The following is a 16,347-nucleotide window of genomic DNA, read 5'->3' on the forward strand; positions in this document are numbered from 1 at the left end:
CGCTGGTATAGTTTGCGCCATGAACCAAGCCGTATCTCATATCGTCCTGACACTTTCTTGCCCTGATCGACCGGGCATTGTCTATGAGGTCACTAAAGTAATTGTCGAAGAAGATGGCAATATCGTTGACTCCCAACAATTTGACGATCCGGAAACTGACCGTTTCTTTATGCGAGTGGAAATTCACACTTCCCGCCCTCTGGCGGAGGTGCGTACCGCTTTTACTCCCCTAGCGGAGCGATATGGGATGCAGTGGAGCATCAATGAGGTGGGTAAGAAGGTTCGCACTATCATTATGGTTTCCAAGGAGGGGCATTGCCTGACTGACCTGCTATATCGCCGCCGTAACCTGAATTTGCCTTTAGAGGTGGTGGCGGTGATTGGTAACCACCCGGATTTGGCGCCGCTAGCGCAGTTCTATGACGTGCCTTTCCTGTGTATTCCGGTCAGCAAAGAAACCAAAGCCAAGGCAGAAGCGGAACTATTAGAGCTGGTAGAGGCGGAAAACGTGGAACTAATCGTCTTGGCGCGCTATATGCAGATTCTTTCCGATAAGGTTTGCCAGCGCCTGCACGGAAAAGTGATCAATATTCACCACTCCTTCTTACCTTCTTTTAAGGGAGCGCGTCCTTACCACCAGGCACATCAGCGCGGGGTGAAACTAATCGGGGCCACTGCCCATTTCGTAACGCCTGACCTAGATGAAGGTCCGATTATCGCCCAAGAGGTGATTCCGGTTTCGCACCGCGACTCCACAGCCTCCATGATGCAAAAGGGTCAAGATGTGGAACGGCGGGTATTAGCGCAGGCAGTCACCTGGTATTCCCAGCGTCGCGTCCTCCTCAACGGTAACCGCACCGTGGTTTTTGAATAGGGAGCGCTCGGGGTAAGTAGACGGTCAGCTGCTCCGTCAGCTCCTCTCAAAAGCATCCTACTTTTGACACTTCGGACACCAATAGCTGCGTCTGCCGGCCACTATCCGGTCTCGCACTATCGCCCCGCAACGCCGACAAGGCTCCCCAGACCGCTGGTAAACCCAAAAACGCCCTTGGGAGGGATCATCGGTAGTGCAGATCAAGCCTTCTTTGAGGCCGCGGCGCATTTGGGAACGCAAATCTTCCCACAGTGCCTGTAGGCGCTTTACCGAAACTTTCGCGGCCTGACGATTGGGGTTGATTCCGCAGCGGAATAGGCATTCGGCGCGATAGATGTTGCCGGGACCAGCGATAAAGGATTGATCCATTACCACTTCCCCGATCCGGCGAGTAGTTTTCCGGGCGCGGGCAATAAAATCCTGAGCAGCGCAAGAATCCACCAAGGGATCGGGCCCCAGGCGGGCAAGAATCTTCTCTACTCCCGCTTTATCGAGCAGTTCGCACTGGTTAGGGCCAGACAGATCGGCTACTGCCCGGGAAAACTCTAGACGCAGCCGCACGTTCTCTCCTGGCGCTATTGGCTGGAACTGTCCCGAAAAGTGTTTATAGGTGTCACCCGGATGTTCTCCTGGCATCCGAGGGGCGCCTATATGCCCGGGCAGGACTATTCCCGGTCCCGCCTGGAACTTCCACGAACCATAAAGCCCTAAATGCACGTGCAAAGTCGCCGGCTGGGGGATATTAAAATCTAGAAACAGATGTTTTCCCCAGGCCCAGGGGCGAGTAATTGTCGTGCTATCTAGGGCGGCGGCGCCCTCAGCAAATCGTCCCTGGGGCGAGGAGGCACGCGCAGTGCCCAGTTTCGATAACTCGGCAAAAGCAATGGCTAAACGGTGAATAGAATGTCCCTCTGGCATAAGGCAATTGTTGCCTAGGGCGCTACGTTTGCCAAACTGCTGGGAATATTTAGGCTTAAAGCATGAGTGAAAATTCCCTGGGGCAGGCCCCGCGTATTCAAGATGACCTTTACCGCCATATCAACGGTGCCTGGCTAGATAGCTATGAAATCCCGGCTGACCGGGCGGTTGATGGGGCTTTCCGCGACTTGGTAGAGGACTCGCTGGCTCACTGTCGTCGTCTTTGTGAGGACGCGGCTGCTGGCAGCCTGGAGCGCCCGCAAGATGGCGAAACCAGTGCTGAGCGTTGGGATTTTGATGCCAGCCGGATTGGGCAACTTTTTCAGGCCTACCTGGATCAGGACGCGTTGGAGGCGCAGGGAACTACCCCGATCGCTCCCCTAATTCAGAAAGTTAATTCCTGCCAGAATCGGGATGAGCTAGCTAAGGTGCTTGGGGAGTTGGAACGCGAAGGCATCGATTCTCCGGTTGCTTTCCTGGTGAGTATCGATGCCGAAAATCCCGAACGCTATATCGGTCAGTTCTATCAGGCGGGCTTGGGATTGCCCGATGAATCTTATTATCGTCAGGATGAACACCGCGAAATTCGGGAAAAATACCGGGAGTTTTTGGCGCAAATGGCGTTGGAAAGCGGGATTGCCCCTGCAGGCAGCGAAACCGAGTTTGCGCAGCAAGTGTTTGATTTTGAAACCGCACTTGCCAGGCACCACTGGGATGCGGTGCGTAGCCGTGACGCGCAAGCAACCAATAACCCCACTACTTTCGAGCAGTTTATCGGCGACAATAAGGGATTTAACTATTCTGCATGGGCAGAAGGCTTGGGAGTCAAGCTTGAGGCTGGAGTCGATCCAATTAACGTCTATATGCCTTCCTATCAGGAAGGATTTGCCCAGCTGTGGGCAGACAGTGATTTAGATACCTTAAAGCGATATCTGCAGATGAAAGTGGTTTTGGCGTTCGCCCCTTACCTGGATCCGCAGCTGCAAGAACTACGTTTTTCTTTTTACGGAACTACCCTGTCGGGGACACCGCAACGTCCGGAGCTGTGGAAACGCGCGGTAGGAACCGTGGAATCGGTATTGGACGAGGCACTCGGGCGCGCCTATGTGGCTTATCATTTCCCGCCTGAACATCGCGCAGCGATGGAAAAACTGGTGGACGCACTTTTAGCTGCCTATAAAGATGCGATTAGCAACCTGGACTGGATGGGGGAAGAAACCCGGGAGCGCGCCCTCGAAAAGCTTTCTAAGTTCACCCATAAAATCGGGTATCCGCGCCGCTGGCGAGACGACTCGGGCCTGCGTTTTTCGCCCGACGCCACCCTGGTAGATATGATTCGGGCTTCCAGTGCTTTTGAAACTGACTTCCAGCTGGCCCGGATCTTAAAACCGGTGGATAGAGAAGAATGGCATATGAGCCCGCAAACGGTGAACGCCTACTATTCCCCGCTCACGAACGAAATCGTGTTTCCGGCCGCGATCTTGCAGCCCCCATTTTTTGATCCTGAGGCTTCCCATGCCGCTAACTTTGGGGGTATCGGCGCGGTGATTGGTCACGAAATCGGGCATGGTTTCGATGACCAGGGATCCCACTATGACGGTGACGGAAAACTTACTGAGTGGTGGACCGAGGCTGACCGGGAAGAATTCACTAAACGCACTGCGTCTTTGATTGCCCAATACGATGTTTACCGCCCCAGCGAACTGCCGGGTGAGGACGTACACGTTAACGGCGCCCTCACTATTGGGGAAAATATTGGAGACTTGGGCGGTCTAGCGATCGCTTATAAAGCTTGGAGCAAAACCCACCCGGAGGAGGCCGAGCTGGCGAAAGAGTTTTTCTTTTCTTGGGCGCGGGTGTGGCGCACCGCGATCCGCCCCGAAGCGGCTCGCCAACGCCTGGTGATTGACCCCCACTCCCCCGCCGAATTCCGCTGTAACGGGGTGGTTCGTAACCTGGATGCTTTCCACGATACTTTCCAAACCACGACCTCAGATCAGCTCTGGATGGAGCCAGGCGAGCGGGTGAAAATCTGGGAATAGGAACACTTCAAAGTAAGCATTAGGATAGGTCTAAAAACAGGAGAGGTTATGCCGGGTACTAATCTGACAAAGATTGAGGCAGAAGAACGCAAGAACGTTATTGGGAAAGTTGCTTACACCATCGAGGTGGAGTTATCGGAAAGCGGAGATACTTTTCCTTCCCGCACGGTGATTGATTTTAAAGCTAAAGCCGGTGCCAGCACTTTTGTGGATTTAATCGCTCCGGAAGTGCTTTCTATTAAGCTAAACGGCCAGGACCTGGGTACTGATTGTTACCGGGACAGCCGGATTGAGCTTAGCAACCTAGCGGCAAATAACCGCCTGGAAGTGGTCGCTAACTGCGCCTATATGCACACCGGCGAGGGCGCGCATCGTTTTACTGACCCCGCCGATGGCCTCACCTATGTTTACACCCAGTTTGAGGTTCCGGATGCACGGAGGGTGTTTGCCTGTTTTGAACAGCCCGACCTGAAAGCCACCTACCAATTCTCGGTGACGGTACCGGAAAGTTGGACGGTGCTATCCAATATGGATACTCCCTCCCCGCAGGCTTTGAAGATGGAGCGGGCAGGAGATTCCCAGCGGCACCGTTTTGATTTCCCGGAAACTCCCCTGATTTCGACCTATATCACTGCCCTAGTGGCCGGCCCCTACCATAGCGTTAAATCGGTGCTCACCAGTATTGATGGGCGCACTATTCCCTTGGGGGTTTACTGCCGGCAATCGCTAGCCAAATACTTAGACGCGGATTTTGTGCTTGAGCAAACCGTTGCGGGATTCCGTTTTTACGAGTCCCGCTACGCTCGCCCCTATCCCTTCACTAAGTATGACCAGATTTTTGTTCCCGAATACAACGCGGGAGCGATGGAAAACGCGGGCTGTATTACCTTCCGCGACGAATACATTTTCCGCACTAAGCCCTCTGGAGCGCAGCTAGAGCAGCTCACCAACACCATTTTGCATGAGCTTGCCCATATGTGGTTCGGGGATCTGGTCACTATGAAATGGTGGGATGACCTGTGGCTAAATGAGTCTTTCGCCGAGTTCATGTCGTATTGGTGCATGGCGGAAGGTACTCGTTTTAGTGACGCCTGGACCGGGTTCACGATGCGTAAAGTTTGGGGGGTCAACTGCGATCAGCTGCCTACCACCCACCCGATTGTGGCTCCTATCAGCGACTTGGCAGATGTGGAAGTTAACTTTGACGGTATTACCTATTCCAAGGGCGCGTGTGTGCTGCGGCAATTGGTGGCCTATGTGGGTGAAGGTAACTTCTTAGCCGCTTTGCGCAGCTATTTTGCTAGCCACGAATATTCCAATGCGACTTTGGCGGATTTCCTAGGGGAACTTGAGAACGCCAGTGGACGCAGCTTGAAGCAGTGGAGCCAGGTTTGGCTGCTGGAAGCGGGGATTACCCAACTGGAATCCCGGATTGATCGGGATAAGGACGGGCAAGTCACCAGCTTCCAGATTGTGCAGTCTTTGCCGCAGGAAGGCACCAGTTTGCGTCCGCACGCTACCACCGTAGGCGCCTATGATTTTGATGCTAACGGGAAACTGGTGTTGGCGCGCCGGGCGAGCGTAGATGTTCAAGGAGAGGTCACGACAGTTCCCGGTCTGGTAGGTACCAAGCATGACGTTTATGTGCTTAATGACCAGGATTTGGCTTATGCAAAGATTCGTTTCGATGCTGATTCTTGGGAAGTTATCCGGACTCGGGTTGGTGATTTCGCGGATTCGTTGCCACGCGCGGTGATTATGTGCGCTGCCTGGGATATGGTGCGTGACGGCGATTTGAGTGCTTCGAAATATCTAGAGATGGCTTTGGGTGCGCTCAAACACGAAACTAATTCTTCGGTGTTGAACGGAATTCTGCGGCATATCCAAGGGGCGCTCGCCTACTATGCTGCCGAGCCCGATAGTGCGCATCGCCTGCTGGCACCAGCGCTTTTCGCCTTGGCGCAGAAAGCAGAACCGGCCTCGGATCGTCAGCGTCAGTTAGTACGGGCATTCTTGCATATAGCCGGGGCAAAAGAAGCCTCGGAAATCAAAGGTTGGTATGAGGAAGGCAAAGTTCTCGAAGGCGTCAGCGTAGATACCGATCTGCGTTGGGATATGGTCTTCGCCTTGGCCGCTAATGGCCTGGCCAACGCAGATACGATCCGTAAAATGGCGGAAAGTGACGACACTATTACCGGCCGGGAGAACGCTTTCTTGGCGCGCGCGACGGTGCCGGGTCGCGAAAATAAAGCGCAGTGGGCGCAGCGAGTGCTGGACGACACTACCCTCACCAATGGGCAGATCGATGCCCTGACTGCCGGAATCGCGCGTTCGCTTTGGCTACAGCCCGCCGATGCCGCCGATATTATCGAGCCCTATTTTGCAGCGCTCAACGATATTTGGTCTACCCGCACTATGCATATGGCAGAATCCCTGGTGGGCGGGCTTTACCCCTTAGCCGTGCAAAGCCGAGAAGGCTTCGACCTGGTAGAGCGGACGGAGCGTTGGCTGGCAGAGAACCCGGATGCCGATAAGGCGCTACGCCGCCTGGTACTAGAAGAACTAGATGGGGCGCGGCGCTCTAAGCGGGCTCGCACCGGTAAGTAACAGTACCGCCTTTGCCATTTCCACTAGCCAAGTAACTACTTTTCTCTACCCCGAGGGCGAGGGTAACAGCTCTTTTGGGGTAGCAAAGTAACTAAATGCTGGGCGGATAGCTAGGGGCGGGAACTTACTTTGCTGCCGCCTTCCCTAACGAAAGTCCCGGGATTTGGTGGGGACCGGCAGGTTTAACGGCTCGATTTTATCTGCCAGCAGGGCTAGAGCACCGTCTTTAGCTTGCAGCACTCCCCGCACGATTAGGGCATTTTGACTGAGGGCGAGGCGGCGGTAACGCTGCCAGCAACCAACCTGGCAGATCACGTTGACTAGCCCGGTTTCGTCCTCTAAAGATAAAAACACTACGCCTTTGGCGGTGTGGGGGCGTTGGCGGTGCGTAACTAGCCCCGCGCACCGGATACGTTTGCCGGCTAACGCTGGATGCAGATGCTTGGCAGGGAGAATTCCGCGGCGGGTAAGCTCTGGTCGCAGCAGTTTTGTGGGGTATCCCCACAGGCTGATTCCCAGGGCAGAGCTGTCCCATTTTACTTGTTCCCCGGTACTTAAAGGCGCAAACTTAGGCGTCGCCTCGGCGAGGGCGAGTCCGGGGAGCTCTGGCTGATAGAAGCGGTTTTGCGAGGCAGATAGTAGGGGCGCGCGCCACAGTCCTTCGCGGCGGGTGATCCCCAGGGAAGATAGCGCACCGGAGCCGGCTAGCAGTTCTAGCGCCGAAGTGGGCAGGCGGACGCGGGAAGTAAAGTCCTCCAGGGTTTTAAAGGAACCGGTGGTGCGGGCGGATAGGATGCTTTCTATCCATGCCGGACGCATACCTCGGATCTCCGCTAGCCCCAGGTTTAGGGAGGTCAGTCCCTCCCCGGGAATGGAATCTTTCTGGGAGGTATTCACGTCTGGGCGTAAGATTTTTATTCCGTGGCGGCGGGCATCAGAGATTAACGATTGCGGGGAATAAAATCCCATCGGTTGGTTAGCGAGGATCGCGGCGTAAAAAACCGCGGGATAATAGGCTTTTAGCCAGGCGGAGGCATAGACCAGGTAGGCGAAGGAAAAAGCGTGGGATTCCGGGAAACCGAATTCGGCGAAGCCGGACATTTGTGCCCAGATTTTTTCTTGTACCGGCGGCGGGATCTGGTTCTTTTCCATGCCCCGAAAAAACTCGGCGCGCAAGTCGGCCAGGTGTTCCCCCGGGTTTTTGCGTCCCATCGCTCGGCGCAGGTTATCTGATTGGGAACCGTTAAACCCGGCGGCATCTTTAGCTATCCGCATTAGTTGTTCTTGAAAAAGTGGCACCCCCAAGGTGCGTTCCAGGGCGGGTTTTAATAGCGGATGCAGGTAGGTGACTTTTTCGCGCCCGGAGCGGCGCGCCAGATAAGGATTGACTGCTTGCCCTTGAATAGGTCCCGGACGAATCAAAGCCACCTCGACTACCAGGTCATAGAAACATTTTGGTTTCAGGCGCGGCAAGGTAGACATTTGGGCGCGGGACTCGACTTGGAATACTCCAACCGTATCGGCTGCCTGTAATAGCTGGTAGACGCGCAGGTCTTCCGGAGGTAAGTTATGCAGGCGCCACGGCTTTCCGGAAGGCGATTTTTCCCCCCGCGCCTGCAAAGTTTCAAAAGCAGTACGCAGTGCCCCCATCATCCCCAGGGAAAGTAAATCGATTTTCACTAACCCGGCTTCGGAGCAGCTGTCTTTGTCCCATTGCACCACGGTTCGCCCCGGCATATTTGCCCAGTTAATCGCGGCCACTTCGGTAAGCGGCTTATCGGAAAGCACCATCCCGCCACAGTGGATCCCCAGGTGGCGTGGGAGTTTTTGCAACCGCCCCGCTATATTTCGCACGTTTTCCGGTAAAGCCTTCCGGTCTAACCGCGCCCATTTCGCGGCGGTTTTGGCATCGTATCCGAGGGCGCGGGAGGCGTCTTTTAGCGCGGCTCGCGGGCGATAGCTAATCACATTAGCCACTTGAGCAGCATTTTCCCGTCCATATTTGTTATAGACGTGCTGAAGTACTTTTTCGCGTTGATTAGATTCAATATCCAGGTCAATATCGGGCAGATCTTTGCGGTCTGGAGTTAGGAAACGGTCGAATAGCATCTGATGGCGCACCGCATCTACCGCGGTGATTCCCAGGCAGTAACAGACCGCCGAGTTGGCAGCGGAGCCGCGTCCTTGCACATAGATACCGGAGGAAAAACAGTAGTCAACTATTTCTTTCACGATTAGGAAGTACCCGGAGAATCCTTTTTGGAAAATCACTTTCAATTCTTGCCGAATTGTGTCTGCCGCTTTTTCCGGCACTGGATCCCCGTAGCGGCTGCGCGCCCCCTGCCAGGAAAGCTGCTCTAGGTAGGAGTCGGCGCTATAGCCGGGCGGCACCCGGGCTAAAGGTAGATGCGGCACCGGGGTAGAAAAATCAAAGATCAGGTCTTTTCCGATTGCGGCCGCATTTTCGAGGGCGTGGGGAATCTGCCGATAGATGTGGCGCAGTTGCTCCGGAGTCCGCAACATGGCGTGGGAGGCGGGAAGGAAGTCTTGAACTTTATCTAGGGGCAGGCGGTGGCGGGTGGCGGTCATAACATCTGCCAGGTGCTGACTGGCGGGGTCGGCGCAGCGGGCAGCACTGGTGGCCACTAGCGGCAGCTTAGTTTTGCGCGCCAAGTGATCTAGTTGCGCCGCTAGACGCTCTTCCCTATCGAAACCGGCTAAGGCGGCCTCTACCGCAATGTTTTCTGCCCCAAACATCTCTTTTAGCTGTTCTAAGAAGCGAGCTGCCGCCGCGATTCCGGAGCGGTAAAGTACGCGCCGCAGCGGCCCGGCGCGGGTGCCGGTTAATATTAGCCACTGCCCTTTTGCCCAGGAGGCTAGTACGTCTAGGTTTTGTCGGTCTGCTTCCCGCTTTCCGGCAGCTAGATGATGAGCGCTAATTGCCCCAGTTAAAGCAGAATATCCCTGGTCGGAGCGGCAGATAACTGGCAGATGGGTTTCGTCCTCTAAAGTAAATTCGCACCCCGGCAAGAAAGCGAGGCCGGCTTGCCGGGCAGCGGCGCGCGCCTCCATCAACCCGTAAACTCCGTCATAATCGAGTAACGCTAGACCAGATAGCCCCAGTTTTTTCGCACCCTGCACCATTTCGCGCGGCGAACACGCCCCCACTGCGAAGGAATATGCCGAATGAGCGTGCAACTCGATATAGCCGCTCATTTTTGCCCCTCCCAGGCATCTAACCACCAAGAGGATTTGCGGTACACCAGCAGTAAGATTTCTTGCTCGCCGTAAACCCGCAGGAAAATCCGGGGCCCTAGGTGATTGGGGACTCCGGGACGCCACCACTGTCCGTTTATAGGCCAGGGCCCTTCGGTTTTCTGCACCGCTATTTTCCGTCCGGCTACCTGCACCCATTTGACCGGGGCTTTTAGCTGTCCGTCTTTCCCAGGCAAGATTTGCCGGCCGCGACTATCGATAATTCCCGCCGGTTTAGGGTGCATGAAAACTATTTCCGGCGCTACCCCACTTAGCGCCCCAACTCTAGGACGGGGTCGCTTTTGTCTCCCCCGCTCTTGCCAAGGTTTCAGTTCAATCACTGAACGCGGATCATATCCACTGGTTAAATGAGGTACCCGCACCCCGTGTTTACCTAATAAGCTGCTGGCACTGCGGGCTGCCTGATCTAGTTCCTGGGGAGGATCCGCGTTTCGTCCCCAAAGCGGCGTCATCGCCTGGCGGGCATCTACTGTCTTCAAAGGATGCAGCTCTATCTGGGAGACTGCCCCCAGGGCTTCGCTGCCGCTGCCTCCAACCGTAACCGCCTCTAACTGGTGTTTTATCCTCTCTACTAGGTCTTTGCTGCTAACTTCCACCCCCAGGTTCCAGCTGCGGCTAAGCACTTTCCCGTTTTCGCAGCGGCAAATAAACTGCACCTGGGTGCACACCAGCCCGCTCGCGCGCAGGCGGGCATACATTTCCACCACTAACGCCCGGGCAGGCAGCAACAGTTGGGTAAGGGAGCTGGCGGGCGGGGTGAAGAATTGGTAGAGACCGGGTGAGGCGGGCGCGGTTTTCACCCTGGCAGCGTCCTCCAGATTTTCCCCGCTCGCTAAGTCGTAGCCAATCGCTCCCAGAGTGCCAAAACGCCGGATCAGCGCCGGGCGTCCCAGGGCGCACAGTTGCCCCAAGCTGGTGATTCCCAGGTGGATTAGGCTGTCCGTCATTTTTGTTAGGTACTGGTCGGAGAAATCAAATCCGCTTATTTTTATCCCCGGACGCAAGAAAAACCCCAGGCTACTTAAGGGCTCTGCGCCAAGAAAAGGCATTACCCCAGGGTCGGCAATCAGCAGCTGTTCGCGGGCAGCTAGACACGCCGCCAAAGTACCCCGAGCAATCCCAATCTGCACCGCGTACCCTACCTGCGCTAACTGTTCAGTTAGTTCTGCGGCCAGGGCAGATTCTGCGTGGCGCTGACTGCGACTTAAAGCGGCGGTCACCAGCCCCGGAAACCAGCTCTTGGGGGAATAGAGTTGCTGGGCTGCGGCCTCTACGACCGGTTGAAACGCCAGTTCCATATCTGCCAGTGAGTAGGGTTTTTCTTTGAGGGAGGGACAGAGGACGCGCGCTTGCTTTAGCCGCATCTGCGGCCTTATTCCGGCTGCGCGCGCCGGAGCCGTGACTGCCTGCACTCGCCCGCCACTACACAGCGCCACTGCTTCATCTAGGGGGAGTTTGGCGGCTTGGGCTGGCCACTCGGGGATATAGAGGGCTAGTAATCTATCGTTCATCGCGCCCTCCTCGCCTTAATCGGGATAGCTGAGAGAAAGCGAAACAGCAGAGGCAAACTTAATAACTCCGGTAGCGGGGTCGCAGAGCGCAGAGTATCCATCAGGCACTCACCTTTATAGTGGTTGTTGCCCCAGGGAAACTTGTCGAGTGCCGGGCGCTAGCTTCTAGGGAGATAGCGCCTGCCCAGGCAGACGCGGACAAGATTACGCAACCGGAGCGGCGCGCTTTTGCGGTTAGAATCCGTTGTTGCTGCGGACCGTAATCTACCATTCCGATAGCCAGGACTGCCGCGCAGGGTACGAAAAGTTGGGCGCATGCCAGGGCGCTGCCGCCGGTATAGGGAATGGTGATTACCCGTCTTAAATCCAGCCCGATTTGCCAGGCGCGCTGCCAGCCTAGATCTGGAAAATCTAGGAATACTGCCCAGCCGCTCTCCCCCATTTTTTCGGCGGCCATCTCTAGCAGCTGCGCCCCGCCCGCTACTTTTTGATAAGCGCTGGCCAGTGGCTTTGGGCTGCGGGAGCGCATCGCCAAAACCTGGCGCGCCTTTTCCAGGCGCTGCAACTGAGCCAACTTATCGAACATACGTTCGATTATAGGGAGCCTCCCCCGATTTGTCACCCCTTTTTCCGGGGGTGCTTTTAGCGCGGAAAACCCGCCTTTAAGAGATACAGATAAGCAGTTCAGACTCTAAAAGAGATCTGCGTGACTTCCGGTTGCAACCAAGGACAGCACCAGTACGTCGTGTTGCTTATAGTAAATCAGCAACCAGTCTGGTTCGATATGACACTCTCGATGTTTCACCCAGTTACCAGTTAGCGCATGGTCTCGACACTTTTCCGGTAAAGGAGTATCGCTCGCCAGAAGGTCAACGATCCTCTCTAGTTTTCCAAGGTCTTTTCCCCGCTTTTTAGCAGCTTTCAGTTGTTTGCGAAACTGCGAGGAGTATTTGATGACATAGCGCGCCATTAGTCGTCCTCGCTAAGAGCGGCAGCAAATGCTTCACGGGCGCTTGCGTAGCCGGGAACGCGAGGGTCTTTGGCAATCTGTTCCGCCTCTAACATGGCGGCAATCGTCTCCCTATTGGGGTTGCCTAGTTGAATCTGGAAAGGAATGGCACGCTCGCGGATAGCTTGCCGCACGAAAACGTTAAACGCGGTAGAAATATTCATTCCCATCTCGCTAAACAGCTGATCCGCCTCTTTCTTCAAGGCCGCATCCATACGAATACTGATATTTGTTGTAGCCATAAAAGACCTCCTTTTACGTGCATAGTATGCTATACGCACGAATAAATCAATACTTTTCACGACAGAAATAGTATTTAGAAATTAAAGATAGACCCGGTAGCGTCTTCGCCACAACGACTGCACGTAAAATCCCAGGGCAGCCGTAACCACGGGCATTTTCTGGGGATACTTTTAACGCAGAAAATCTACCTTTGAGGGCGTGCGGGAGGCTCGAAATCTGCCCGCTTGGCGCGGGTTTTATACCGCTTAGTTCAGATTACTTGTACTGCCAGCAATGAGGCTCTTAACTGTAAGTAGCAACTACGCACGCACTATCGTTTTGCGGATTATCGCCGGTAAGTGCGAGAGGAAAGGAGTCGGAACGGAATGAAATTCACGCTCACGATTGATCCCACCGTAACCGAAACTATCGTGACGGTAACGGCGCGGGAGGTTGATGCTGAGGTGCAAGCGATTCAAAGGCTTGCTTCCGGTAGCCTAAGTGGCGCCCTCTCCCCCGCACTCGAGCACCCGCTTCGCCGTCTCATCGGGACAGGTGCCAATGACGCCACGGTGTTGGAAGTGCGCTCGATACTCGCGTTCTTTACTAAAAAGAAAGCGGTGTATGCCCATACCAGTAAGGGTGATTGGCGAATTAAAGCCCGCATGTATGAACTCGAAGAATCTCTACCTGCAGACGATTTTGTACGTATTTCGCAATCGGAGATTGTAAATATTGCCGCGATCAAGAAACTTGATCTTTCTTTCTCGGGAACGATCAGTGTGCAGCTAAAAGATGGCTCTCGCTATTACGTTTCCCGCCGGCAACTTCCAGCTTTTAAATCCAAACTGGGAATCTAACCCCTGCAGAAAACCTCTAAATCACACGAAGGATAAAAACCCATGGAAACTAAAAAAATAGTTGGTCTCACCCTGGTAGGGGCTTGCATTGGGATCACTATCGGCACCAGTATTGAACTTATTTTTTCTTCTCTTTCCTCCTCTAGCTATTACCCGGGAGTTCCAGAATTCTTAAACAGTTTTGGAAACGAAAACGTGGCAGTACTAATTGAGAGGCTAGTTTATGCACTCTACGGCATAATAAGTAACTTTGCGGGGTTGCTTTACCGTAACGAAACTCGCCCGCTCTTCCTCAATACTGCCCTACATTTCGGGATCATCCTTATCTGTGGGATCGCAGCTGGCAGCTACCTTAAATGGTGGGGCTCTAGCTTCGATATGCTCGGCGTAATCATCGCAATAGCGCTTATCTACCTGCTGATTTGGCTGTTTAATTGGCTAGTTGCCCGCGCTGAAGTAAAAAAGATGAACCAAAAATTGCAATAAAGCCTCGCCCCAGGATTCCCGTTTACTCATATGGGTAAACGGGAAAATCCAAAGCAGAGAATATGGTGTAAGGCCTTGCTAGACCGGGCGGCTAGGCATGGCCACAGTCAGCGCACTTATCGGTCTACACGGGATAGGAGCTGTGATCTATTTGTTGGAACCGTTCGGCAACTTTTTCGAGGTAGTCGCGGTGTTTCAACTTGGCTAACCATTCAGCAGGGATTGTTTTTTCTGTAGGCGGCACCCACAACTGTCCGGCTTAGACAGGCATAGGCGGCGCTATCCCCTCCGAAACTGACGACGGTTTCGATGGCTTCGCGGAAAGTAGTGGCGTGATAGCAACTGCGATGTATCCGTCGTACCCTACTTCGATAAACGCACTAAAGCGAGTCATTGTTTGTTTACCAATGTAACGTCTATCACCAGCGCCCAATGGACTTTCACCCCCCCCGTAAGCGGTTCCTGTGGGGTTAGCAGTAGCCCGAGTAGTGGCCGGGGAATTTGCTTGATACACTCGTTATGGATATCTCATCATAATCAGGAGGAATAATGAAGGATTGGTTGCGTACCACGGCTGCTTTTGCAGGCGTGGCGGCCCTGACACTGGGAAGCGCTGTTACCGCTACAGCAGCAAATAGCGTAGATGAAGGTAGTAACGTTAAGAGTTTCAATGTTACTTGGAGCGACAAGGTCAAGCGGTACGACCAAGCACTTGAGGGCACCAAAATTGACGTGCTTCTATACTGCGGGGTTTACGAATTCAAAAATGGCGAGCCAACCGGCGATCCGCTTGGATACGAGTGGCCAAGGCTCCAGCTCACTGTTGGCAAAAATCAAAAAATTCCCCTTGATATCAAACTCAACAACCCCAAGTACAAGGGTGTTGACAAGATAGGCGTTGACGACTGCTACCAGTATCGCGACGGGAAGTGGGGACCTAGCCAGTTCTCTTTTGGAACTGGCTATCATGCTGGCGTCAAAAGTCTCGCCATGAACCAGCAGGCCAACACCGATTTCAAGTTTGAATTGGTTAAAGGCGAGTGGGATGGGGAAACCTATCTAGGTGAGATTCCCGAGGGCAAGGCGCCCACAATCACTGTCGGAGTGTCGCAAGGCAAGGTTACAGAAAATGGCGAAAAAGTTTACGAGCCCCTTATAACCAAGGCCGGCGACCCGGCGGCAAACAAGTATGTCTTCGCCGACGGGGCTTCTCATACGCCTTCTGCCGAAGTCAATCCGAAGAACCGTCAAGACACCCCTATTACTCGTGCTTCAATTGGTAATAGCCTGGACATGTTCTCTGGCTACACGGGTCGTTACAGGTGGTACCAGTTGACCGCTTCTATTGACGATTCTGAACAAGCTAAGCTCTTCCGCGTTGAAAGCGTTGAAGGTAATGACTCTAAAGGCTGGACGGTGAAGGTAAGCTCAGCTATCCGCACGATGACTCCCAAGGCCCCCACTCTAGTAGAGGCAAATAAGTGCGGCGTTGAGGGTACGGTTCAGCTTCCCGAGTCCAAGTACTTTGACTACGAAACCGTTACCGAGGGAACCAAAGTTTCGGTAGCTGCCCTAGTTAAGCAGGCTTACAAGGACAAGATCGAAGTTAAGGGCGACACCAAGTGGGAGTTCAATGTTGCTCCCAAGCCGTGTACACTAGGTCCAGCTGAACAGTTGGCAACTCCTGCTGCTCCTAAGCTGATCAATCCTTCCGCTGATGATCCTTCTTCTTGCACCGTTAAACCTTACGTGACGATCAAGCAGACCGAGGGCGTTTCCTACACCGTTACTGCAAACGGCGTTGAGCTGAAGGCTAACAAGGATGGCAAGTACCTCTACCCGTACAACTCGAAGGTAGAAGTTAAGGCCTCCGCATTGGACGGTTACTTCCTGGCTGAAGACGCTGTAACTAAGTGGACCTGGGACAGCCACGATACCGCGATGAACCCAGCATGCAAGCCGGCTCAACCGGAGAATAAGCAAGTTTCTCAGCCTATGAAGAAGCTTGCTTCAAGTGGTGCTGAGGTCGCTTCCCTACTCGGCATCTCCGCTCTACTACTCCTCGCAGGCGGTGCGCTAACCGCACGCAGGTTCAAGTAACCAACTAGCAACATGCATTTCGCCTCCCGGCTAATTCCGGGAGGCGAAATGTTTTGATACGACCTTACGCTCCTCATCCGAAGTTTAACTAGCACCGTAGCAATCGCGTTATAAGCTCAAATACCTCTTGTGGGCTGAAAGTTAGCTAATGACGTCCAGCAAATCCGGCGTGGATCCTAGTTACCGTCGCACTGAGGATGCGATTTATTTTTTGCAAGCCGCTCAACGCTTGTCCTTGTAGAACCTGGTCAAAACTATCCAAGGGTGTGGAAACGATCAAAGAATGCTTCCAGTTTTTCTATAACCCGCTTTTTGCGTTCAATCCGACTATCAGCGCCGGTAGCGAACAAGGAGCCTTGCGGCAGAATCTTGAAGATATCTACTCGAATCCATGTCGTGGATTCTAAAATACTCGCCTGCAGTCAAGTCATAAATACATTTT

12 protein-coding genes are annotated in these 16,347 nt (G+C 54.0%); 6 read left to right on the plus strand and 6 right to left on the minus strand.

The features are described from left to right. Nucleotides 1–19 precede the first annotated feature (19 nt). The gene (gene purU, locus KO216_RS04990; protein ID WP_215523186.1) at nucleotides 20–874 is read left to right on the plus strand and encodes a formyltetrahydrofolate deformylase; all 855 of its coding nucleotides are present in this window, start codon (nucleotides 20–22) and stop codon (nucleotides 872–874) included. A gap of 57 nt (nucleotides 875–931) precedes the next feature. Here purU and KO216_RS04995 read toward each other — a convergent pair whose 3' ends face one another. Continuing rightward, a complete protein-coding gene (locus KO216_RS04995; protein ID WP_215523187.1) occupies nucleotides 932–1,792 on the minus strand; it encodes an Fpg/Nei family DNA glycosylase in 861 nt (286 codons plus the stop codon). A 62-nt stretch (nucleotides 1,793–1,854) separates the two neighbouring features. Between KO216_RS04995 and KO216_RS05000 the strand changes: the two genes are divergently transcribed. Both KO216_RS05000 and pepN read left to right on the plus strand, forming a co-directional pair. After that, on the plus strand, nucleotides 1,855–3,834 hold the full coding sequence (locus KO216_RS05000) for a M13 family metallopeptidase (RefSeq protein WP_215523188.1): 1,980 nt from the start codon (nucleotides 1,855–1,857) through the stop codon (nucleotides 3,832–3,834). Between the two features lie 48 nt (nucleotides 3,835–3,882). Then, entirely contained in the window at nucleotides 3,883–6,441 is a 2,559-nt protein-coding gene (gene pepN / locus KO216_RS05005; RefSeq protein WP_215523189.1) for an aminopeptidase N, read from the plus strand. A gap of 144 nt (nucleotides 6,442–6,585) precedes the next feature. On the opposite strand, the gene KO216_RS05010 is transcribed toward pepN, so the two are convergent. From KO216_RS05010 to KO216_RS05030, 5 genes are all read right to left on the minus strand, one after another. Next, nucleotides 6,586–9,657: an error-prone DNA polymerase gene (locus KO216_RS05010; protein ID WP_215523190.1), complete on the minus strand. Its 3,072-nt coding sequence runs from the start codon at nucleotides 9,655–9,657 to the stop codon at nucleotides 6,586–6,588. After that, nucleotides 9,654–11,228: a Y-family DNA polymerase gene (locus tag KO216_RS05015; protein WP_215523191.1), complete on the minus strand. Its 1,575-nt coding sequence runs from the start codon at nucleotides 11,226–11,228 to the stop codon at nucleotides 9,654–9,656. The genes KO216_RS05010 and KO216_RS05015 overlap by 4 nt, the downstream gene beginning before the upstream one ends. 100 nt (nucleotides 11,229–11,328) lie before the next feature. After that, nucleotides 11,329–11,814: an ImuA'/RecA-like NTPase gene (locus KO216_RS05020; protein WP_215523192.1), complete on the minus strand. Its 486-nt coding sequence runs from the start codon at nucleotides 11,812–11,814 to the stop codon at nucleotides 11,329–11,331. Nucleotides 11,815–11,919: 105 nt separating this feature from the next. Further along, nucleotides 11,920–12,198 carry a type II toxin-antitoxin system YafQ family toxin gene (locus KO216_RS05025; RefSeq protein WP_215523193.1) on the minus strand — a complete coding sequence of 93 codons (279 nt, stop codon included), beginning with the start codon at nucleotides 12,196–12,198 and terminating at the stop codon, nucleotides 11,920–11,922. Then, entirely contained in the window at nucleotides 12,198–12,479 is a 282-nt protein-coding gene (locus tag KO216_RS05030; protein ID WP_215523194.1) for a type II toxin-antitoxin system RelB/DinJ family antitoxin, read from the minus strand. Before KO216_RS05030 ends, KO216_RS05025 begins: the two co-directional genes overlap by 1 nt. A 366-nt stretch (nucleotides 12,480–12,845) precedes the next feature. Here KO216_RS05030 and KO216_RS05035 point away from each other — a divergent pair, with 366 nt between their 5' ends. The 3 genes from KO216_RS05035 (at nucleotide 12,846) to KO216_RS05045 (ending at nucleotide 15,905) form a co-directional block, all read left to right on the plus strand. Then, a complete protein-coding gene (locus KO216_RS05035) occupies nucleotides 12,846–13,319 on the plus strand; it encodes a LytTR family DNA-binding domain-containing protein (protein WP_215523195.1) in 474 nt (157 codons plus the stop codon). Nucleotides 13,320–13,361: 42 nt separating this feature from the next. Next, entirely contained in the window at nucleotides 13,362–13,805 is a 444-nt protein-coding gene (locus tag KO216_RS05040; RefSeq protein WP_215523196.1) for a DUF3021 domain-containing protein, read from the plus strand. Between the two features lie 549 nt (nucleotides 13,806–14,354). Continuing rightward, nucleotides 14,355–15,905, plus strand: coding sequence for a hypothetical protein (locus tag KO216_RS05045; RefSeq protein ID WP_215523197.1), 1,551 nt, complete (start codon nucleotides 14,355–14,357; stop codon nucleotides 15,903–15,905). The last annotated feature ends 442 nt before the right edge of the window (nucleotides 15,906–16,347 follow it).

Source organism: Varibaculum prostatecancerukia, from assembly GCF_943169825.2.
GTDB classification, from domain to species: Bacteria; Actinomycetota; Actinomycetes; order Actinomycetales; family Actinomycetaceae; genus Varibaculum; species Varibaculum prostatecancerukia.

What these genes read in the sequence shown, in the direction of transcription:
- purU (WP_215523186.1), top strand. Translation starts at nt 20, where the DNA reads ATGAACCAAGCCGTATCTCATATCGTCCTGACACTTTCTTGCCCTGAT.
- KO216_RS04995 (WP_215523187.1), bottom strand. Translation starts at nt 1,792, where the DNA reads ATGCCAGAGGGACATTCTATTCACCGTTTAGCCATTGCTTTTGCCGAG.
- KO216_RS05000 (WP_215523188.1), top strand. Translation starts at nt 1,855, where the DNA reads ATGAGTGAAAATTCCCTGGGGCAGGCCCCGCGTATTCAAGATGACCTT.
- pepN (WP_215523189.1), top strand. Translation starts at nt 3,883, where the DNA reads ATGCCGGGTACTAATCTGACAAAGATTGAGGCAGAAGAACGCAAGAAC.
- KO216_RS05010 (WP_215523190.1), bottom strand. Translation starts at nt 9,657, where the DNA reads ATGAGCGGCTATATCGAGTTGCACGCTCATTCGGCATATTCCTTCGCA.
- KO216_RS05015 (WP_215523191.1), bottom strand. Translation starts at nt 11,228, where the DNA reads ATGAACGATAGATTACTAGCCCTCTATATCCCCGAGTGGCCAGCCCAA.
- KO216_RS05020 (WP_215523192.1), bottom strand. Translation starts at nt 11,814, where the DNA reads ATGTTCGATAAGTTGGCTCAGTTGCAGCGCCTGGAAAAGGCGCGCCAG.
- KO216_RS05025 (WP_215523193.1), bottom strand. Translation starts at nt 12,198, where the DNA reads ATGGCGCGCTATGTCATCAAATACTCCTCGCAGTTTCGCAAACAACTG.
- KO216_RS05030 (WP_215523194.1), bottom strand. Translation starts at nt 12,479, where the DNA reads ATGGCTACAACAAATATCAGTATTCGTATGGATGCGGCCTTGAAGAAA.
- KO216_RS05035 (WP_215523195.1), top strand. Translation starts at nt 12,846, where the DNA reads ATGAAATTCACGCTCACGATTGATCCCACCGTAACCGAAACTATCGTG.
- KO216_RS05040 (WP_215523196.1), top strand. Translation starts at nt 13,362, where the DNA reads ATGGAAACTAAAAAAATAGTTGGTCTCACCCTGGTAGGGGCTTGCATT.
- KO216_RS05045 (WP_215523197.1), top strand. Translation starts at nt 14,355, where the DNA reads ATGAAGGATTGGTTGCGTACCACGGCTGCTTTTGCAGGCGTGGCGGCC.